Annotated in this window: 17 protein-coding genes; 6 read left to right on the forward strand and 11 right to left on the reverse strand. The window is 59.4% G+C overall.

The window, feature by feature from the left end:
* Position 1: 1 nt before the first annotated feature.
* From ybeY to miaB, 3 genes are all read right to left on the reverse strand, one after another.
* The gene (gene ybeY / locus LJU29_RS04500; RefSeq protein ID WP_002555317.1) at positions 2 to 502 is read right to left on the reverse strand and encodes an rRNA maturation RNase YbeY; all 501 of its coding nucleotides are present in this window, start codon (positions 500 to 502) and stop codon (positions 2 to 4) included.
* Positions 495 to 1,517, reverse strand: a complete 1,023-nt coding sequence (locus LJU29_RS04505) for a PhoH family protein (RefSeq protein ID WP_004666280.1) — start codon at positions 1,515 to 1,517, stop codon at positions 495 to 497. Before LJU29_RS04505 ends, ybeY begins: the two co-directional genes overlap by 8 nt.
* A 177-nt stretch (positions 1,518 to 1,694) precedes the next feature.
* Positions 1,695 to 3,023 (reverse strand): tRNA (N6-isopentenyl adenosine(37)-C2)-methylthiotransferase MiaB, encoded by a 1,329-nt coding sequence (gene miaB, locus LJU29_RS04510; protein ID WP_005732197.1) that lies wholly within the window; start codon positions 3,021 to 3,023, stop codon positions 1,695 to 1,697.
* A 130-nt stretch (positions 3,024 to 3,153) separates the two neighbouring features.
* Between miaB and LJU29_RS04515 the strand changes: the two genes are divergently transcribed.
* Positions 3,154 to 3,480 carry a DUF1820 family protein gene (locus tag LJU29_RS04515; RefSeq protein WP_002555314.1) on the forward strand — a complete coding sequence of 109 codons (327 nt, stop codon included), beginning with the start codon at positions 3,154 to 3,156 and terminating at the stop codon, positions 3,478 to 3,480.
* Between the two features lie 33 nt (positions 3,481 to 3,513).
* On the opposite strand, the gene LJU29_RS04520 is transcribed toward LJU29_RS04515, so the two are convergent.
* The 4 genes from LJU29_RS04520 to LJU29_RS04535 form a co-directional block, all read right to left on the reverse strand.
* Positions 3,514 to 4,062: a tetratricopeptide repeat protein gene (locus LJU29_RS04520; RefSeq protein ID WP_002555313.1), complete on the reverse strand. Its 549-nt coding sequence runs from the start codon at positions 4,060 to 4,062 to the stop codon at positions 3,514 to 3,516.
* A 297-nt stretch (positions 4,063 to 4,359) separates the two neighbouring features.
* On the reverse strand, positions 4,360 to 5,643 hold the full coding sequence (gene hemL / locus LJU29_RS04525) for a glutamate-1-semialdehyde 2,1-aminomutase (RefSeq protein ID WP_002555312.1): 1,284 nt from the start codon (positions 5,641 to 5,643) through the stop codon (positions 4,360 to 4,362).
* Between the two features lie 271 nt (positions 5,644 to 5,914).
* On the reverse strand, positions 5,915 to 6,532 hold the full coding sequence (thiE, locus tag LJU29_RS04530; RefSeq protein ID WP_005753086.1) for a thiamine phosphate synthase: 618 nt from the start codon (positions 6,530 to 6,532) through the stop codon (positions 5,915 to 5,917).
* A 23-nt stretch (positions 6,533 to 6,555) separates the two neighbouring features.
* Positions 6,556 to 7,353 (reverse strand): hydroxymethylpyrimidine/phosphomethylpyrimidine kinase, encoded by a 798-nt coding sequence (locus tag LJU29_RS04535; RefSeq protein WP_257111712.1) that lies wholly within the window; start codon positions 7,351 to 7,353, stop codon positions 6,556 to 6,558.
* Between the two features lie 371 nt (positions 7,354 to 7,724).
* On the opposite strand from LJU29_RS04535, the gene LJU29_RS04540 reads away from it, so the two are divergent.
* The 4 genes from LJU29_RS04540 (at position 7,725) to LJU29_RS04555 (ending at position 13,708) form a co-directional block, all read left to right on the forward strand.
* Positions 7,725 to 9,719: a sensor histidine kinase gene (locus LJU29_RS04540; protein ID WP_257112680.1), complete on the forward strand. Its 1,995-nt coding sequence runs from the start codon at positions 7,725 to 7,727 to the stop codon at positions 9,717 to 9,719.
* A gap of 125 nt (positions 9,720 to 9,844) precedes the next feature.
* Entirely contained in the window at positions 9,845 to 11,494 is a 1,650-nt protein-coding gene (locus tag LJU29_RS04545) for an acyl-CoA dehydrogenase family protein (protein ID WP_122322632.1), read from the forward strand.
* A gap of 52 nt (positions 11,495 to 11,546) precedes the next feature.
* A complete protein-coding gene (gene amn / locus LJU29_RS04550) occupies positions 11,547 to 13,010 on the forward strand; it encodes an AMP nucleosidase (protein ID WP_002555307.1) in 1,464 nt (487 codons plus the stop codon).
* Between the two features lie 65 nt (positions 13,011 to 13,075).
* Positions 13,076 to 13,708, forward strand: coding sequence for a pseudouridine synthase (locus tag LJU29_RS04555; protein ID WP_005732205.1), 633 nt, complete (start codon positions 13,076 to 13,078; stop codon positions 13,706 to 13,708).
* Positions 13,709 to 13,720: 12 nt separating this feature from the next.
* Here the strand turns inward: LJU29_RS04555 and LJU29_RS04560 are convergent, their stop codons facing one another.
* Both LJU29_RS04560 and LJU29_RS29265 read right to left on the reverse strand, forming a co-directional pair.
* Positions 13,721 to 14,200, reverse strand: coding sequence for an Lrp/AsnC family transcriptional regulator (locus tag LJU29_RS04560; RefSeq protein ID WP_257111713.1), 480 nt, complete (start codon positions 14,198 to 14,200; stop codon positions 13,721 to 13,723).
* 348 nt (positions 14,201 to 14,548) lie between these two features.
* Positions 14,549 to 15,049, reverse strand: coding sequence for a hypothetical protein (locus LJU29_RS29265; RefSeq protein WP_005753079.1), 501 nt, complete (start codon positions 15,047 to 15,049; stop codon positions 14,549 to 14,551).
* A gap of 39 nt (positions 15,050 to 15,088) precedes the next feature.
* On the opposite strand from LJU29_RS29265, the gene LJU29_RS29270 reads away from it, so the two are divergent.
* A complete protein-coding gene (locus tag LJU29_RS29270; protein ID WP_306459400.1) occupies positions 15,089 to 15,760 on the forward strand; it encodes a DUF6515 family protein in 672 nt (223 codons plus the stop codon).
* Positions 15,761 to 15,766: 6 nt separating this feature from the next.
* Here LJU29_RS29270 and LJU29_RS04570 read toward each other — a convergent pair whose 3' ends face one another.
* The gene (locus LJU29_RS04570) at positions 15,767 to 16,660 is read right to left on the reverse strand and encodes a cation diffusion facilitator family transporter (protein ID WP_002555303.1); all 894 of its coding nucleotides are present in this window, start codon (positions 16,658 to 16,660) and stop codon (positions 15,767 to 15,769) included.
* A 25-nt stretch (positions 16,661 to 16,685) separates the two neighbouring features.
* A complete protein-coding gene (gene pmcY, locus LJU29_RS04575) occupies positions 16,686 to 17,105 on the reverse strand; it encodes a periplasmic Zn2+ metallochaperone PmcY (protein ID WP_002555302.1) in 420 nt (139 codons plus the stop codon).
* Positions 17,106 to 17,255 lie beyond the last annotated feature (150 nt).

Raw genomic sequence — 17,255 nt, forward strand, 5'->3', positions numbered from 1 at the left:
CTTACTCGTGGTCCTTGCTTGGTGTGTCTGAATGGGGGTGGTCGGCACTTTCATCTTCTGCGTAAGGGTCGGGGTAGCCCAGCTCCTCAAGCAACGTTCGTTCCAGTGCTTCCATTTCTTCGGCTTCTTCATCATCGATGTGGTCGTAACCCAGCAGATGAAGGCAGCCATGAATGACCATATGTGCCCAGTGCGCGTCGACGGACTTGCCTTGTTCAGCAGCTTCACGGTTGACCACCGGGACGCAGATGACCAGGTCGCCCAGCAACGGGATGTCCAGCATGTCGTCTGGAACATCCGCCGGGAATGAAAGCACATTTGTAGCGTAATTTTTATGTCGCCAGGTGTGATTGAGCTCGCGCCCTTCGTTTTCGTCGACGAGGCGGATGGTCAGCTCGGAATCGGCACTGCGCTGACGCAAGCCCATTTCACACCAGAGGCGGAATCGGGCTTCGTCGGGGGCGCTTGTTTCGCTTGCAATCTGCAGGTCCAGCTCAAGCATCGCGGTTCTTGTCCCGTGGGTAACTGTTGTTGCCCGACGAACCGTCGCTGAGCTGATCATCGAAGCGCTCATAGGCCTCGACAATGCGCTGCACCAGCGGGTGGCGAACCACATCCTTGGGTTTGAAATGCGTGAAGCTGATGCCCGGCACGTCCTTGAGCACATCAATGACATGCGTCAGCCCCGACCGGGTGCCCTTGGGCAGGTCGACCTGGGTGATGTCGCCGGTGATCACGGCGGTAGAGCCGAAGCCGATACGGGTCAGGAACATCTTCATCTGCTCGACAGTGGTGTTCTGACTTTCGTCGAGAATGATGAAGCTGTTATTAAGGGTACGTCCGCGCATGTAAGCCAGCGGTGCCACTTCAATGACCTGCTTCTCGATCAGCTTGGCGACGTATTCGAAACCGAGCATCTCGTACAGCGCGTCATACAGCGGGCGCAGGTACGGGTCGATCTTCTGGGCCAGATCGCCGGGCAAGAAGCCCAGTTTCTCGCCCGCTTCGACCGCCGGACGCACCAGCAGGATGCGACGAATCTGCTCGCGTTCCAGCGCATCGACTGCGCAGGCAACCGCCAGGTACGTCTTGCCAGTACCCGCAGGGCCGATGCCGAAGTTGATGTCGTTGCTGAGGACTTCCTTGACGTAACGCTGCTGATTCAGGCCGCGCGGGCGAATCATGCCCTTTTTGGTGCGAAGCGAGACGCCGACTTCGGCGGCAGGGTGGTTGTCGAGGCCGTCCACGCCTGATTCCTGAAGGAACAGGTGGACCATGTCCGGCGTCAGCTCGGTACCCTTGGTTTCCCGGTACAGGCGGCGCAGAAGATTCTCGGCGGAGTGATTTTGTTTTGAATCACCAATAAGCTCGAATTGATTGCCGCGATTGCGGATCTCGATGTCCAGGCGTTGCTCGATCAGGCGCAAGTGCTCGTCGAGTTGCCCGCACAGGTTGGCGAAACGATGGGCTTCGAAAGGCTCGAGGGTGAAGCGATGAGGTTCTATGGGTGCGTTCAAGGTCGTTTAATGGCCGTCCGGCGGCAATTGAGATGTATTGAAGAATACCCCCTGGCGCTGGTTGTGTGAAAGCTTTGCCTTGTTAAAGGCTGCGCCAGGAATTCACCGTGCTCAATGGTAGGGACCGCGCAGAACCGAATTCATTCGGCGATTCGTTTCTGCGGCGACATTAAAGTTTTACTGTAGCAGCGAGCCACGCAGAGAGTGCGGCTGCGCATCATCAATGTGTACGTCGGCAAACTGCCCGATCAGTTTCGGATTGTTGCAGCGAAAATTCACAATCCGGTTGTTCTCGGTGCGGCCCTGCAGTTCGCCAGGGTCTTTCTTCGAATAGTCGGTTACCAGAATGCGCTGGATGCTGCCCACCATCTGCCGGCTGATCTCGAAACCCTGCTGGTTCAGGCGGTGTTGCAGCGCGGCCAGGCGCTCTTTCTTGAGCGCTTCTGGCGTGTCGTCTTTCAGATCTGCGGCAGGCGTACCCGGGCGCGGGCTGTAGACGAACGAGAACGAGAAGTCGAAACCCACGTCTTCAATCAGCTTCATGGTGTTGTCGAAATCTTTTTCGGTCTCGCCGGGGAAGCCAACGATGAAGTCGGAACTGATACTGATGCCCGGCACGGCCGCCCTGAGCTTGCGCAAGCGGGACTTGTATTCCAGTGTGGTGTGGTTGCGCTTCATGGCCGCCAGAATGCGGTCGGAACCCGACTGCACCGGCAAGTGCAGGTGTTTGACCAGCTCCGGCACCTCCGCATGGGCCTGAATCAGGCTGTCGGAAAACTCTAGCGGGTGCGAGGTGGTGTAGCGAATTCGGTCGATGCCATCGACCGCGGCGACCACGCGGATCAGGTCCGCCAGATCTGCAACCCGCCCGTCGTGGGTGGTGCCGCGATAACCGTTGACGTTCTGCCCCAGCAGGGTGACTTCACGCACGCCGTTTTCGGCGAGGTGGATGACTTCGCTCAGCACATCGTCAAACGGCCGGCTGACTTCCTCGCCACGGGTGTAGGGCACCACGCAGAACGTGCAGTATTTGCTGCAGCCTTCCATCACCGATACATAAGCGCTCGGGCCATCGACGCGAGGCTCGGGCAAGTGGTCGAATTTTTCGATTTCCGGGAACGAGACGTCGACCTGTGGCAAGCGGGTGATACGCGCTGCGTCGATCATTTCCGGCAGGCGATGCAGGGTCTGGGGGCCGAACACCACGTCCACATAGGGCGCGCGGTCACGAATGGCTGCGCCTTCCTGACTGGCTACGCAGCCACCGACAGCGATCACCATCTCGGGATTGGCCAGCTTCAATTCACGCCAGCGGCCAAGCTGGGAGTACACCCGGTCCTGGGCACGTTCGCGAATCGAGCAGGTATTGAGCAGGATCACGTCGGCGTCTTCCGCGCGAGCGGTGACTTCCAGGGCCTGATGTTCGCCCAGCAGATCGACCATGCGCGAGCTGTCGTACTCGTTCATCTGGCAACCGTGGGTTTCGATATAAAGCTTCTTGGCCATGCGTGATCATCAACCGTATCAGTGAACCGAGCATTATAAGGATGAAGGGCTTGGGTTCCTAGCGTTGGCTGTCCGATGGACATGCTATAGTCCGTGCCCCTTTTTCATCTCCGATCGTTACCCGCCCGTTATGACCAAACGCGAAGCTCCAATCTACAAGGTGATTTTCCTCAACCAGGGACAGGTGTTCGAGATGTACGCCAAGCAGATCTATCAAAGTGATCTGTGGGGCTTTCTGGAAGTTGAAGAATTCGTTTTCGGCGAACGCACGACGGTTGTGGTGGACCCGAGCGAAGAGAAGCTCAAGGCTCAGTTCGAAGGCGTGGTGCGCAGTTTCGTACCAATGCATTCGATTGTACGCATCGACGAAGTCGAGCGCATGGGCGTGCCGAAGATCAGCGAAGCGCGCGGCAGCAGCAACGTAATGCCGTTTCCCATGCCGATGCCGGAAAAGTAAGTCTGAATCGCAAGTGCCCTGAGCTATTGCTGGTCAGGGCAGCGGAGAGAAGGGGCTGCGCCCTTCGGCGGTCTGCAGTTCAAGCAGGTATTTGCGGAAGATCTGCCCCAGTACCTGGGTGGCAACTTCCAGTTCGTCGCGCTGCATCTTTGCCGATACCTCGTCGGCGGCATCCAGCGCTTCTTCCGAGCCATTGACTGCGGCCATCTTCAGCACGATATACGCCTGAATGTTATTGGCCTGCACCCCTTCACCACGGCTGAACATCAAGCCCAGTTGATACTGCGCCTGGGCATGGCCCTGCAATGAGGCCTGCTCGAAGTAATTCAGCGCCTGCGGCAAATCGCGAGGTGCATTTCTGCCCTCGTAATAGAACTCACCCAACTCGTACTGCGCCTGCGCATCCCCACCCTTGGCGGCCTGCTGGCACGCTTCAAGCGCAGCGGGCAGGTTCTCTGGCTGGGTATTGAGGGTGCAACGACCCATCGCCGGGATTAACAACGAGTTGCCGCCAGCAGTCGCCAGCAGGGGATAGACAAGCAACAGGCAGCCCAATACAAGGGTGCGGCCGGTGCGGTTCATGGGAGTCGACTTACCTCTGAAAAAGGTGCGGGCATGCCCGACCAGCTAAACGTGCTGGCTGCGCATTATGAAATAAGCAGAGCCAACCTTACAAAGTCTTTACGGATTTTCTGCTGCACGGCGTTGAAAACGCCCTTCTTTAGGGGGGGCATTACCTGAAACAACACTTCCAGTGACCTGTGTTTGCAGCATCCGCACTGCATTGTAGAAGCAAAATACGTACTTAGCGTTCCGTTTCATTCACAGGCATCACTCGCGCCGGTTCAATGACACCCGGCGCGGGTGAGTCTGACGAGCTTATTTCAGCGCAGCAAACGCTTTTTCCGCGGCATCGAGTGTCAGTTTCAACTCGGCATCGCCGTGGGCGATGGAGGTGAAGCCGGCTTCGAATGCGCTCGGCGCGAGGTACACGCCGCCCTCCAGCATCAAGTGGAAGAAACGTTTGAAACGCTCGGCATCGCTGGTCATCACGTCTTCAAACGTTACGATTTCACGCGCTTCACTGAAGTACAGGCCGAACATGCCACCCGCCTGGGTTGTCACGAACGCAATGCCTGCTGCATCGGCGCGCTGTTGCAGGCCTTCAAGCAGGCGACGGGTGTAGTCGCTCAATTCATCGTGAAAGCCCGGGCGGCTGATCAGGCGCAGGGTAGTCAGGCCAGCGGCCATCGCCAACGGGTTACCCGACAGGGTGCCCGCCTGATAGACCGGACCAAGCGGTGCGATGTGCGACATGATTTCGCGTTTGCCGCCAAAGCAGCCGACCGGCATACCGCCACCGATGATCTTGCCGAAGGTGCTCAGGTCGGGCGTCACGCCGTAGTAAGCCTGTGCGCCACCGAGGGCTACGCGGAAACCGGTCATCACTTCATCGAAAATCAGCACCACGCCGTGCTCGTCGCACAGGTCGCGCAGACCTTGCAGGTAGCCAGGCGCAGGCGGCACGCAGTTCATGTTGCCAGCAACGGGCTCGACGATGATGCACGCCACTTCCTGACCCACTTCAGCCAACAGGTCACGCACGGCGTCGAGGTTGTTGAAGGGCACGGTCAGAGTGTGTTTCGCAAACGCTGCCGGTACGCCAGGCGAACTGGGTACGCCCAGGGTAAGGGCACCGGAGCCGGCCTTGACCAGCAGGCTGTCGGAGTGACCGTGGTAGCAGCCCTCGAACTTGATGATGCTGTCGCGGCCGGTAAAGCCTCGGGCCAGGCGGATCGCGCTCATGGTCGCTTCGGTGCCGGAGCTCACCATGCGGACCATTTCCATGGACGGCACCAGCGCGCAGACCAGATCGGCCATTTCGGTTTCCATGGCCGTCGGTGCGCCGTAAGACAGGCCGTGTTCCAGCTGGCTGCGCACGGCATCGAGCACTTCCGGGTGGCTATGGCCAAGAATCATCGGCCCCCAGGAGCCAACGTAATCAACATAGCGTTTGTCGTCTTCGTCAGTCACGTAAGCGCCCGCAGCGTGCTTGAAGAACAGCGGCGTGCCACCCACGCTTTTGAAAGCACGAACCGGCGAATTGACGCCACCGGGGATGTGTTTTTGGGCGTTGGCGAACAGTGTTTCGGAACGGGACATGATCGGGTCTCTGCTTTGAAACGGGGAATTCGTGTCTACGCTGGGGTCAGCCGAGGCGTGCAGCTTCAGGGTGGGCTGCTTTATTGGTTGGCATGAGCCAGAGAAGGCGCAGGAACGCGCACTATATCAAATGAAGAAGGATCCACGTACTCGTGGGAGCGAGCTTGCTCGCGAAGGGGGCGGTGCAGGCCCCGAAAACAGAGCATTTTGAACCATCGCCTTCGCGAGCAATGCGGATCGCCGCCCCGGTCACTCCCACAGCAATTCTGCTTTACAACAACGCCATGAAGGCTTTTGCCCGGCGAGTGACTTCCTGGGCGTTTTCAGCGCCGAACAGGCCGTGTACCACAGCGAGCAAATCTGCTCCATGTTCGACCAGTTGCGGGGCGTTCTCCAGGGTGATGCCGCCGATCACGGCAATCGGCAAGTGAACCCTTGCACGCACCCGAGCAATCAGGTCCAGCGGTACTGCGGGGGCGCCGGGCTTGGTCAGGGAGTTGAAGAACCTGCCAAATGCTACGTACGTCGCGCCATCAGCCTTTGCCTGCTCGGCCAGTTCCAGACTGCCGTGACAGGTGGCACCGACAATCGCCTTGTGCCCCAGCAGGGCACGCGCATCCGGCAACGAGCCGTCGGTCTGGCCCAAATGCACACCCACGCCCAGACGCGCCGCCAGTTCGGCGTCGTCGTTGATGATCAGCCGCGTCTTGTAGCGTTCGCAGAGTTTGAGCAGCTCGGTCGCTTCGCGCAGACGGCGGGACTCGTCACTGGTCTTGTCGCGGTATTGCAGCAGCGTCACGCCGCCATCCAGCGCAGCTTCGACGTACGAGAGAAATTTGCCGGACAGCAACTGACTGTCGGTAATGGCATACAGGCCACGTAGTTTCATGAATCGAGCCTCATGGCGATGTGTTACGAGCAAAAATCCAGCGGTAACCGACGAGGCACAAATTGCCCGCGGCCCAGCTGTTCGGCGTCCCTGAGCGTTCGCCAGGTGTAGTCCAGCGCCAATCTTACCGCGCTGACCAGTTCTTCTCCCTGGGCAATACGCCCGGCCAGTGCGCTGGCCAGTGTGCAGCCTGAACCGTGGTAGCTGCCGGGCAGGCGTTCGCAAATGAAAGTGTGGGTCTGGCCGCCACGCACATAAAGACGATTATGGATTTGCTGTTCGTCACCATGGCCGCCAGTGATTAACAGGTATTCACAAAACAGCAGTAGCTTGTCGGCGCACTCGTCCGCAGTACCCTCAGGCAGCTCGGCAAGAATGCGTGCTTCCGGAAGATTGGGGGTCGCGATGGTCGACAAAGGCAGCAGCCGTTCGCGCATGGCGTAGCCGACTTCGTCCTTGCCCAGCCGTCCGCCGCCGCCAGCACGCAGCACCGGGTCGCAGACCATTGGCAAATGCGGGTGAGCAAGGAGCAGGTCGACGACCGTGTCGACCATCTCCAGCGAACCGAGCATGCCCAGCTTGACGGCGGCTACGTTCGAATCGTTGAGGACGGCATTGGCCTGTGCCATGACCCATTCGCGATCGAGCACGCGAAAATCACTGACATTTACAGTGTCTTGCACGGTGAGCGCAGTAATCGCCGGAGCGGCGTGACAGCCTTGGGCGAGCAGGGCTTCTATATCGGCCTGCATACCGGCACCGCCACTAGGGTCGTGGCCGGAGAGGCAAAGGACAACGGGGCGGGAGCTATAGATATTCATGGTGCGCGAGCTTATCACTAAACCTTTCGCGGGCCGCTCGGGGTGCCAGGTTTTTCTTGCTGGTGATGGTCCGTCGGCGACTGTCGCAGATTCGACAAACCTGCAAAAAATACTCATGTTTGGCCTGAAATAGCCGATGTAGAGCTATTGCCTTGATTTTTATCGCGATACTGTCTTTACGCTATTAGCGGCTATGCTTGTGTGGTCAGACCGATTACCGACGGTTTGCATCGTTTTTTATACCGATGCCAGCCAGGTCATCCCTACGTTCAATGGTCTGTTTGAATCATTAGCCTGTTTCAAGGACAGAAAATTGCGGGACGTCGTAATCAATGGATGGATTGAACGCGACGACCTACCTTGGGGCTTCAATGCGCTATCTGTTGATCATTCTGGCTCTTTGGCTGCCGTTGCAGAGTCATGCAGTCGAGTTTGATGAAAACACTCGTTTTCTGCCGTTGGGTCGTGCCATTCAGGTATTTGAAGACCCGACCGGCGATGCGACCATTGAAAGCGTCAGCGCCGCCGCTCACGCCGGTGCCTTTCGGTCCGTGCCTGCCGGGACCTTCAACGCCGGGTATTCGCGTTCCGCCTTCTGGCTGAAAGTCGAGCTGACCTATCGCCCGATAGACGCCAGCATCCATAACGACTGGTTGCTGGAACTGGCCTATCCACCAATGGACCACGTTGATTTCTATGTCCCGGATGCCGACGGGAATCCCGGGCGGGTCTGGCAGACCGGCGACATGTTGCCGTTCTCCAGCCGTCAGTTCGCTCAGAACAACTACCTTTTCCAGCTGGACCTGCCAGCGGGTCAGACGCGAACCCTGTATATGCGCATACGCAGCGAAGGGTCGGTTCAGGCTCCGCTCAATCTCTGGTCTACTCACGCCTACCTCGAGGCGCAGCCCACCAAGGTTTACGTCTTCGGGCTGATCTACGGCGTGCTGCTGGGCATGCTGGTCTACAACCTGTTCATCTACCTCAGCGTCCGTGAGGTGGATTACCTGTATTACCTGCTGTACGTCGCCTCGTTCGGGCTTTACCAGATGTCGATCAACGGCGTCGCAATTGAATACCTGTGGCCTGACAGCCCCTGGTGGGCAAATGCGTCGACGCCTTTTCTGATGGCGCTGGCCACGCTGTTCGCGTGCCAGTTTTCGCGCAATTTTCTGGGTACGGCACAGTTGGCGCGCTGGCTGGACCGCTTGCTGCTGATAGTCATCGGCGCTGCTGTGCTGGTGATGGGCATGGCCTTGTTCCTGGGCTACGGGCCAGCCCTGCGCGGGGCCACTCAACTGGTCATGACAGGGGCCGTGACGATCTACCTGGCGGGCATTGTCGCCATCATGAAAGGCGAGCGGGTAGGGCGCTATTTTGTGCTGGCCTGGTCGGTCTTCATGGTCAGCGGGTTGATCTTCGGGCTGATGCTGCTGGGCTATTTGCCCAACACCTTCCTGACCATGTACGCCTCGCACATCGGCACGGTGCTGGAAATGGCATTCCTTTCCATGGCGCTTGCCGACCGTATCAACCATGCCCGGTGCCAGCAGGCGCGTACGCTGCTGGCGGCAGGTCAGGATCTGGAGCGTCTCAACCAGCAACTGGCCAACAGCAACCGGCTGAAAGATGAGTTCCTTGCCACGCTTACCCATGAGCTGCGCACGCCGATGAACGGCGTGATCGGCTCGCTGGAAGTGATGCAGACGCTCGATATGGATGACGAACTGGAAATGTATCAGCAAACGGCTGCCAGTTCCGCGCGGGACATGATGAGCATGATCAACGGCATTCTGACCCTCACCGAACTTCAGGCCGGAGTGCTGTATGCCGACTGCAATGCCTTTTCGCCCGAAGACCTCACCGACAGGCTACGCAATCGCTTCCTGGGCGCGGCTCAGTCCAAGGGGCTGATTTTGACGCTCGATCTGGACGATAAGCTGCCGCCTTACCTGTGTGGCGACATCGACAAGCTCTACCAGTGCATCGAGTGCCTGGTGGACAACGCGATCAAATTCACCCGTAAGGGCGCGGTGCAAGTGCGCTTCAGCGGGCACCCGCAGGATCTGGAGCGCATGTACCTGCGGGTTGAAGTGATGGACAGCGGCATCGGTTTCAGCCGACTGGACGAAGCCCAACTGTATCAACACTTCTTTCAGGTCGACGGCTCCATGACCCGCGAATACGGCGGGCTGGGCATCGGTCTGGCGATTTGCCGGAAACTGGTCGAGTTGCAGGGTGGCGAGCTGAGTCATCGTTCCGAGCCAGGCAAGGGCAGTTGCTTTACCTTGAACGTCCCGATGCTGATGGTTGTACCGGGCGCAGTGCGCAGAGCCCCAGAACTCAAGGCTCAGTGGGGTATATAAAGCGTCATTTGATACGCGCATCAGGTAAAAGCGCCGAGATTTCGGCGGCTACGGCACTTTTGCAAGTGTCGGGCGCGTGATTCACTGTCTGCATGTTGCGCGTGCACACAGGCAGGAGATGACTCATGAACCTGAATCAATTCGCCGAAACCCACGAAGTCACCAATCAACCGCCACCGCTGGACGGGGCGAACCTCTACCGTATCGACGTGCCGCTTCAGGAGTGGAGCAGCCGCTTCGGTGCGGGCTGGGCGCAACCGCGCATAGACGCTTACGGTGCCCTTGCAGGCGGCCCGCTGATGGAGGCGGGCTTTCTGGCCAATCAGAACAAGCCTGCATTCGCCAGCCATGACCGTTATGGGCACCGCATCGATCTGATCGAATTTCACCCGGCGTACCACCAGTTGATGAGCACGGCCATCGAGCATGGCATCCCGTCGTTGCCATGGACCGATCCACAACCCGGTGCTCATGTGGCGCGCGCGGCCATGAGCTATCTGCATACGCAGGCAGAACCGGGCAGCGGCTGCCCGCTGACCATGACGTTCGCCAGTGTTCCTGCGCTCAGGCTGCAACCGGATCTGGCTGAAATATGGCTGCCCAAGGTGCTGTCGACTGAGTACGACTCACGTAACGTGGGCATTGCGCACAAGCGTGGCGCAACCCTCGGCATGGCCATGACCGAAAAACAGGGCGGCACCGACGTGCGCGCCAACACCACGCGCGCGTTCCCGGTAGGCGCAGGTGGCCCCGGCCAGGCTTATGAGCTGGTCGGACACAAGTGGTTCTGCTCGGCACCGATGTGCGACGCGTTTCTGACCCTGGCGCAGACCGATAAGGGCCTCAGCTGTTTTCTGCTGCCGCGCCACCGACCGGACGACACCCGCAACGAGTTCTATATCCAGCGCCTGAAAAACAAGCTCGGCAACTGGTCCAACGCATCGAGCGAAGTCGAGTTTCGCGGCGCGCTGGCGTGGATGATCGGTGAGGAGGGGCGCGGCGTACCGACCATCATCGAAATGGTCGCCATGACCCGTTTCGACTGCATGATTGGCTCCAGCGCCTTGATGCGTCAGGCGCTGACGCAGGCCACGCATCATTGCGCGCATCGTGCGGTCAGTGGCAGGGTGCTCGCCGAGCAACCGTTGATGCAGAACGTTCTGGCGGACCTGGCGCTGGAAAGCGAGGCCGCGCTGGCCCTGACCCTGCGCATGGGCCGTGCGCTGGATCATCTCGATGATGATCACGAAAAACGTTTTGTCCGTCTGGTCACGGCGGTGGGTAAATACTGGATCTGCAAGCGGGCTCCGGCCATGATCAACGAAGCCGCCGAATGTCTGGGCGGTGCCGGTTATGTTGAGGACAGCATTCTGCCCCGGCTTTACCGCGAAGCCCCGGTCAACTCCACGTGGGAAGGCTCTGGCAATGTGCAATGCCTGGATGTGCTGCGAACCCTGTCCAAAGAACCAGGCGCGCTCGATGCGCTTTTCGACGAACTGGGCGACGGGCACGGCGATCGGCATCTGGCGGCGCATATAGCTGCATTGAAAGGTGCGTTTCAGGACACGAGCGATATTCAGTACCGCGCCCGCCAACTGACCGAGGACATTGCCGTCGCCTTGCAGGGCAAGCTATTGCTGGAAGCGGGCAATGCCGCTGTCAGCGATGGCTTTATCGCGGGGCGAATAGCCTCTGGCGGGCGGGTGTATGGCACATTGCCGCGTGGTGTCGATGTCGAAACATTGCTGCTCAGGTCCTCGCCACAGGTGGCATGAGCACGCGAACCCGTTACGATGCACGTCTGCAAGATCAGACAGGACATGAATCGTGACCCAAGCCTTTGTTGTTGTCGACACCGCCGAGCAGGCCGTAGAGCGGCTCGCCGAGCTGCATGAGCGCGCGACCAGCGCGCTGAGTCAGGCGCTCAAGCGCTATTTGAAAGACCGCGTCGAGCCCACTGCCGAGGAGCGAGCGCAATTCAGCTACCCGGAACTGCGCCTGGTCTACCAATGCAAGGGCGAAGTGCCGGTAACCACTCGTGCCTACGCCAAGGTGCAGCTGCCGGGCACTTACAGCGTTACCGTCACGCAGCCCAAGGCCTTCAAGAAGTACCTGCTCGAACAACTTGTCCCGCTGATGAAAGATTTCACCGTGACGGTCGAAGTCGGCATGAGCGAGCAGAGCATTCCTTATCCTTACGTGGTCGAGCAGGGCGATGAGCTGGCCGGCACTGGCGTTACCGCAGCGGCGCTGGCGCGGGTATTCCCCAGCACCGACCTGTCGGCTGCCACCGATGGTATTGCCGACGGCCTTTATGACTGGGCCAATGTCGACCCGCTGCCACTGGCGCTGTTCGATGCCGCGCGGGTGGATTTCTCGCTGCGCCGTCTGGTGCATTACACCGGCAGCGACTGGCGTCATGTGCAGCCGTGGATTCTGCTGACCAACTACCACCGCTATGTCGACCAGTTCATCCTGCACGGGCTGGAAAAACTCCGCGAAGACCCGCGTTTCGTGCGTATGGTTCTACCGGGCAATGTGGTGGTCGACAAGAGCATGAGCCTGGATGAAGCCCAGGCCATCGTCGCCAGCGTGGTCTGGCACCGCTATCAGATGCCTGCGTACCACCTGATCGCCGAAGACGGCCATGGCGTGACCCTGGTCAACATCGGCGTCGGCCCGTCCAACGCCAAGAACATCACTGATCACCTGGCAGTCCTGCGTCCGCATTGCTGGCTGATGATTGGTCACTGCGGCGGCCTGCGTCAGTCGCAGACCATCGGCGATTACGTACTGGCCCACGCCTATATGCGTCGCGACGGTATTCTCGACCGCGTGTTGCCGCCGCATATCCCGATTCCGGCGCTCGCCGAAGTGCAACTGGCCTTACAGGAATCGGCGGCGCAGATCACCGGCGAACGCGGCGAAGAGCTCAAGAAGCGCCTGCGCACCGGCACGGTGTTGACCTATGACGACCGGAACTGGGAGCTGCGCTGGGCTCAGGAACGTCCATTGATCAACCTGTCGCGTGCCGTGGCGGTCGACATGGAAAGTGGCACCATCGCCGCTCAGGGTTATCGCCTGCGGGTGCCTTACGGCACGTTGCTGTGCGTATCCGACAAGCCGTTGCACAGTGAAATCAAGCTGCCGGGTTCGGCCAATGCGTTCTACGAACGTGCGGTCAGCCAGCACCTGAAGATCGGTATCGCCGCGCTGGACCTGCTGCGCACCGAGCTGAACTCGCTTCACTCGCGCAAACTGCGCAGCTTCGACGAGCCGCCATTCCGTTAATAGATTGGTATTTGCACAAAGGGCCACTAAAGTGGCCCTTTCTGTTTTTTGATTGCCTAATTCCCATGTCCCGCACCCAACGCCCCGTTTCCCGCCGTCCTGCCTCCAACCCGGCAGGCGCTGCCCGGCGTGTCGCCAAAGCGCCACCGGCCGAGCCGAAGCTGTTCCTCTTCAACAAGCCATTCGATGTGCTGACTCAATTCAGTGACGAAGGAGGGCGCGCCACGCTCAAGGACTTCATCAAGATCCCCGGCATTTATCCGGCCGGACGACTGGATCGCGACAGTGAAGGCTTGTTGCTGCTGACCAACGACGGCCAGTTGCAGGCGCGCATCGCCGACCCGAAACACAAACTGGCCAAGACCTACTGGGTGCAGGTCGAGGGTGAGCCGACCGATGAGCAGTTGCAGCAGTTGCGCGACGGTGTCCAGCTCAACGACGGCCCGACCTTGCCCGCCGAGGCGCGGCAGCTCGATGAACCGCAACTGTGGCCGCGCAACCCGCCTGTGCGCTTTCGCAAGAGCGTGCCGACCAGCTGGCTGGAACTGGTGATCAAGGAAGGGCGTAATCGGCAGGTGCGGCGCATGACTGCTGCCGTCGGGTTGCCGACCCTGCGGCTGGTGCGGGTCAGAATTGGCGACTGGACGCTGGATGGCCTGGATCAGGGCCAATATCGGGAAGTCGCCGCAAAGCTGTGAGGTCGAGCGGGCTCAGTTGCGCAAATGGGTCAGCGGCATTTCGGTGCTGGCCAGCACCTGATTGAGCACAAAGCTGGACTTGACGCTGGTCACGCCCTCGATACGCGTCAGATGGCCCAGTAGCAGTTTCTGGTAGTGATCCATGTCCGGCACTACCACTTTCAGTTGGTAGTCTGCGTCCATGCCGGTCACCAGGCTGCATTCCAGAACCTGAGGCAGGTTACGGATTTGCTGCTCGAAATTCTCGAACCGCTCGGGCGTGTGCCGGTCCATGCCGATCAGCACGTAGGCGGTGAGGTTCAGGCCAAGTTTCTTGCGATCCAGCATGGCCACCTGACGCACGATGTAACCGTCGTCCTCCAGTTGCTTGACCCGGCGCGAGCAGGGTGAGGGTGACAGACCGATGCGTTCGGCCAATTCCTGGTTGGATATGCGTGCGTCCCGTTGCAATTCAGCCAAAATGCTCAGGTCGTATCTGTCGAGCTTGCTCACGATGCACCCCTTTATCAATTCAATTGCGCTGGATTATTCATCTGAAGTCAAAAATTGCGCAAGTAATGTTTTAATCCGCAATATTAGCAATCCTCTGCCTTAGCCTCAGGCCTATTCTTTTAACCAGAATCACTGCCCGGACACAGCGTCCAGCGCGACTCTCCGAATCAGGCCAGTCGCGGCCTCCCACCCGACAGGGTGTGCCAGGCCCCCGGGCTACATACTGTCCAGAAGACGGCATGAGGTGAGCCAACGTCAAAAGCGTTGCGCCAGGGCGAAGTATCTCAAGGGGGCCATTTGGTCCCCTTTTCTTTGTCTGCTGATAAAGTGCGCAGAACGGCGCTACGCTTAAACAGTCTTAATGACGTCAACCCGCGCTCTAGTGAGGAAAGCATGAAATCTGGCATCTGGCAGTTTGCGGGTGTAAGTCTGTTGTGTCTGAGCATCAGCGCTCAGGCATTGGCCGACGAACGTGATGATTCGCCGCGCAATCAGTTGTACAACAGCTCTGGCGAAAACGGGCAGCAGCGTCAGCAACAACAGCAGCGCTTCCAGGAACAGAATAATCAGCAGCGTCAGATCCAACAGCAGCAGAATCAGCAGCGCCAGGTCGAGCGTCAGCAGCAACAACAGATCAACCAGCAGCAGATCAATCAGCAACGCCAGATTCAGGAACAGCAGAACCAGCAGCGTCAGGTTGAGCAACAGCAACAGCAGCAGATCCAGCAACAGCAGATCCAGCAGCGCAACGTCGAGCGCCAGCAGCAACAGCAGATCGATCAGCAACAACGTGATCAGCAGAGTCAGATTCAGCAGCAGCAAAACCAGCAGCGCCAGCAGTTGCGCCAAAGCCAGAACAACCTGCCGATCCAGGGTGGTCCTGGAGAGGTGTGGCAAACCCAGCCGCCGCGTCAGGGCTACTATCAGGACATCCCGCGTGGCAACAACCGCAACTGGCAGGCCGGTAACGGTCGCCCCAATGACCGTTGGGAAGGGCGTCCCGACGGGCGTGGCAATGGCTGGGGGCCAGGCCCGCAATATCGGCCTGGCTATGCGATAGATCGCGTACCGGGTGGCTACTCGCGTATTCCCTATCGTGGTCAGGACTATTACTACTCGGGTGGTTACTGGTATCGCCCGCAAGGCCCGCGTTATGTCGTGGTGACACCGCCTTACGGTGTACGTGTCAGCAGACTACCGTCCTACTCGCAGGAAGTGTGGATCGGCAGCAGTCTGCTGTTTCTGGCAGCCGGTACTTATTATGCCTACCAGCCTGACAGTCAGGACTACGTAGTGGTCAACCCGCCGCAGAACGAGGCGGTGTATCAGGCCCCTGCTGGACAGCAGGTCAATGGCTACGATCCGGTTGCCTACCCTGCCAATGGCCAGAGCCCGCAACAGGTCGAACTGGATCACTATCAGTGCTATTTGCAGGCCGCGCAGCAGAGCGGCTTCGACCCGGCCAATGTCAGCGGCCAGCCGCCGGACTTGGTGGATGCCTATCGTCGCTCGATGGGCGACTGTCTGGCAGGGCGTGGCTACAACGTCAGCGTCAATTGACGCTGATCAGACATTGGCTTGCTTGACGACTTCCTGAGGGTCGGCGTGCACCAGCACTTCGGCCTTCGGGAATTGCTCGTGAATAGCATCGGCGACCTTGTCGCAGAGCGCATGGGCGACCGACAGGGTCAGTGTGCCCGGCAACTCCAGATGTAGCTGCACAAACCAGTGATTGCCGGAAATCCGTGTACGCAGATCATGCGCCCCAAGCACGCCCGGCACGTCGCACGCCAGCGCCAGCATGCGCGTGCTGACATCGGCGGGCAATTCTTCATCCATCAACACCGACACTGTCTCGCGGGCGATCTGCAAAGCGCTCCACAAGATGTACAGCGCGATGCCCAGACCAAAATACGCGTCCAGCTGTTGCCAGCCGAAATACGCAAGGGTCAGCGCCACTAGAATACTGGCGTTCAGCAGCAAGTCGGAACGGTAGTGCAGCGAGTCGGCACGGATGGCCGCCGAGCCTGTCGCCTTGATCACCCGGTATTGCAAGGTGAGCAGTGCGAGCGTCAGTGCGATGGAAATCACCATCACCACCATACCCAACAGCGGCGCGCCCAGCGGTTCCGGGTTCTGGATGCGTTCGACCGCCTGAACCGCGATCAGCACGCCACTGACGGTGATGAACAGCGCCTGCGCCATACCCGACAGCGCTTCCGCCTTGCCATGACCATAGCGATGATCCTCATCGGCTGGGCGCAATGCGTAATGCACCGCCAGCAGATTGAGGAACGAGGCCGCGCCATCAAGCAGCGAATCGGTAAGGCCGGCCAACAGGCTCACTGAACCACTCAGCCACCAGGCAACGCCCTTGGCCAGGATCAGCGTCACGGCAACCGCCAGCGAGGCCCGCGTCGCCAGACGCAGCAGTCGGGAATGTTCGGCAGTGGTGCTCATGACGCTTCCTTGAACCGTATCGATATCAGGCTGCCGGGACCAGGCCCAAGGCTGCCAGTTGTTCCACGCTGCCTTTGTGCTGAATCAGGCGTGGGTCGTTCAGTGGCAGGGAACGGCCCAGCTCGGTTTCAATGATGGCTTGCAGCTTGGTGTTGTCGACGCTGCCGTCAGCCTTGATCGCCTTTTGCAGCTTCTGCGGATCGATCTGCGCATGCTCGCCGGGTGCGTAATAGATCGCGCCCGTCGCGAAGTCCACTGCAAACGCAATCACCCCGGGAACGATATAGAACAGCAGCGCGAAAGCATCCAGCGCCGCAATGGCCGGGTCAACCTTGCCATCAATCTGACCGCGACGGTCAGGATAGAAAATACTGCCGCAGGCAGAAATCTGAGTCAGCAACGTGGCGACCAGAACGCCACCGATCAAGCGAGAAGGAATGCGCATGGAAAGCTCCTGAGATGAAGAGGGCAACTATACAAGGCAATGGCTGCAAGGCTAAGACTATTGAGTAATGGCGTGGTTCTGCGAGCATGCATCTGACTGAACTGCAGAATTGCAGCGGTAGGAGGAAAACAGTTCCCGCGCCGATGCCCC

This window comes from Pseudomonas ficuserectae, assembly GCF_024584585.1.
GTDB lineage: Bacteria > Pseudomonadota > Gammaproteobacteria > Pseudomonadales > Pseudomonadaceae > Aquipseudomonas > Aquipseudomonas amygdali.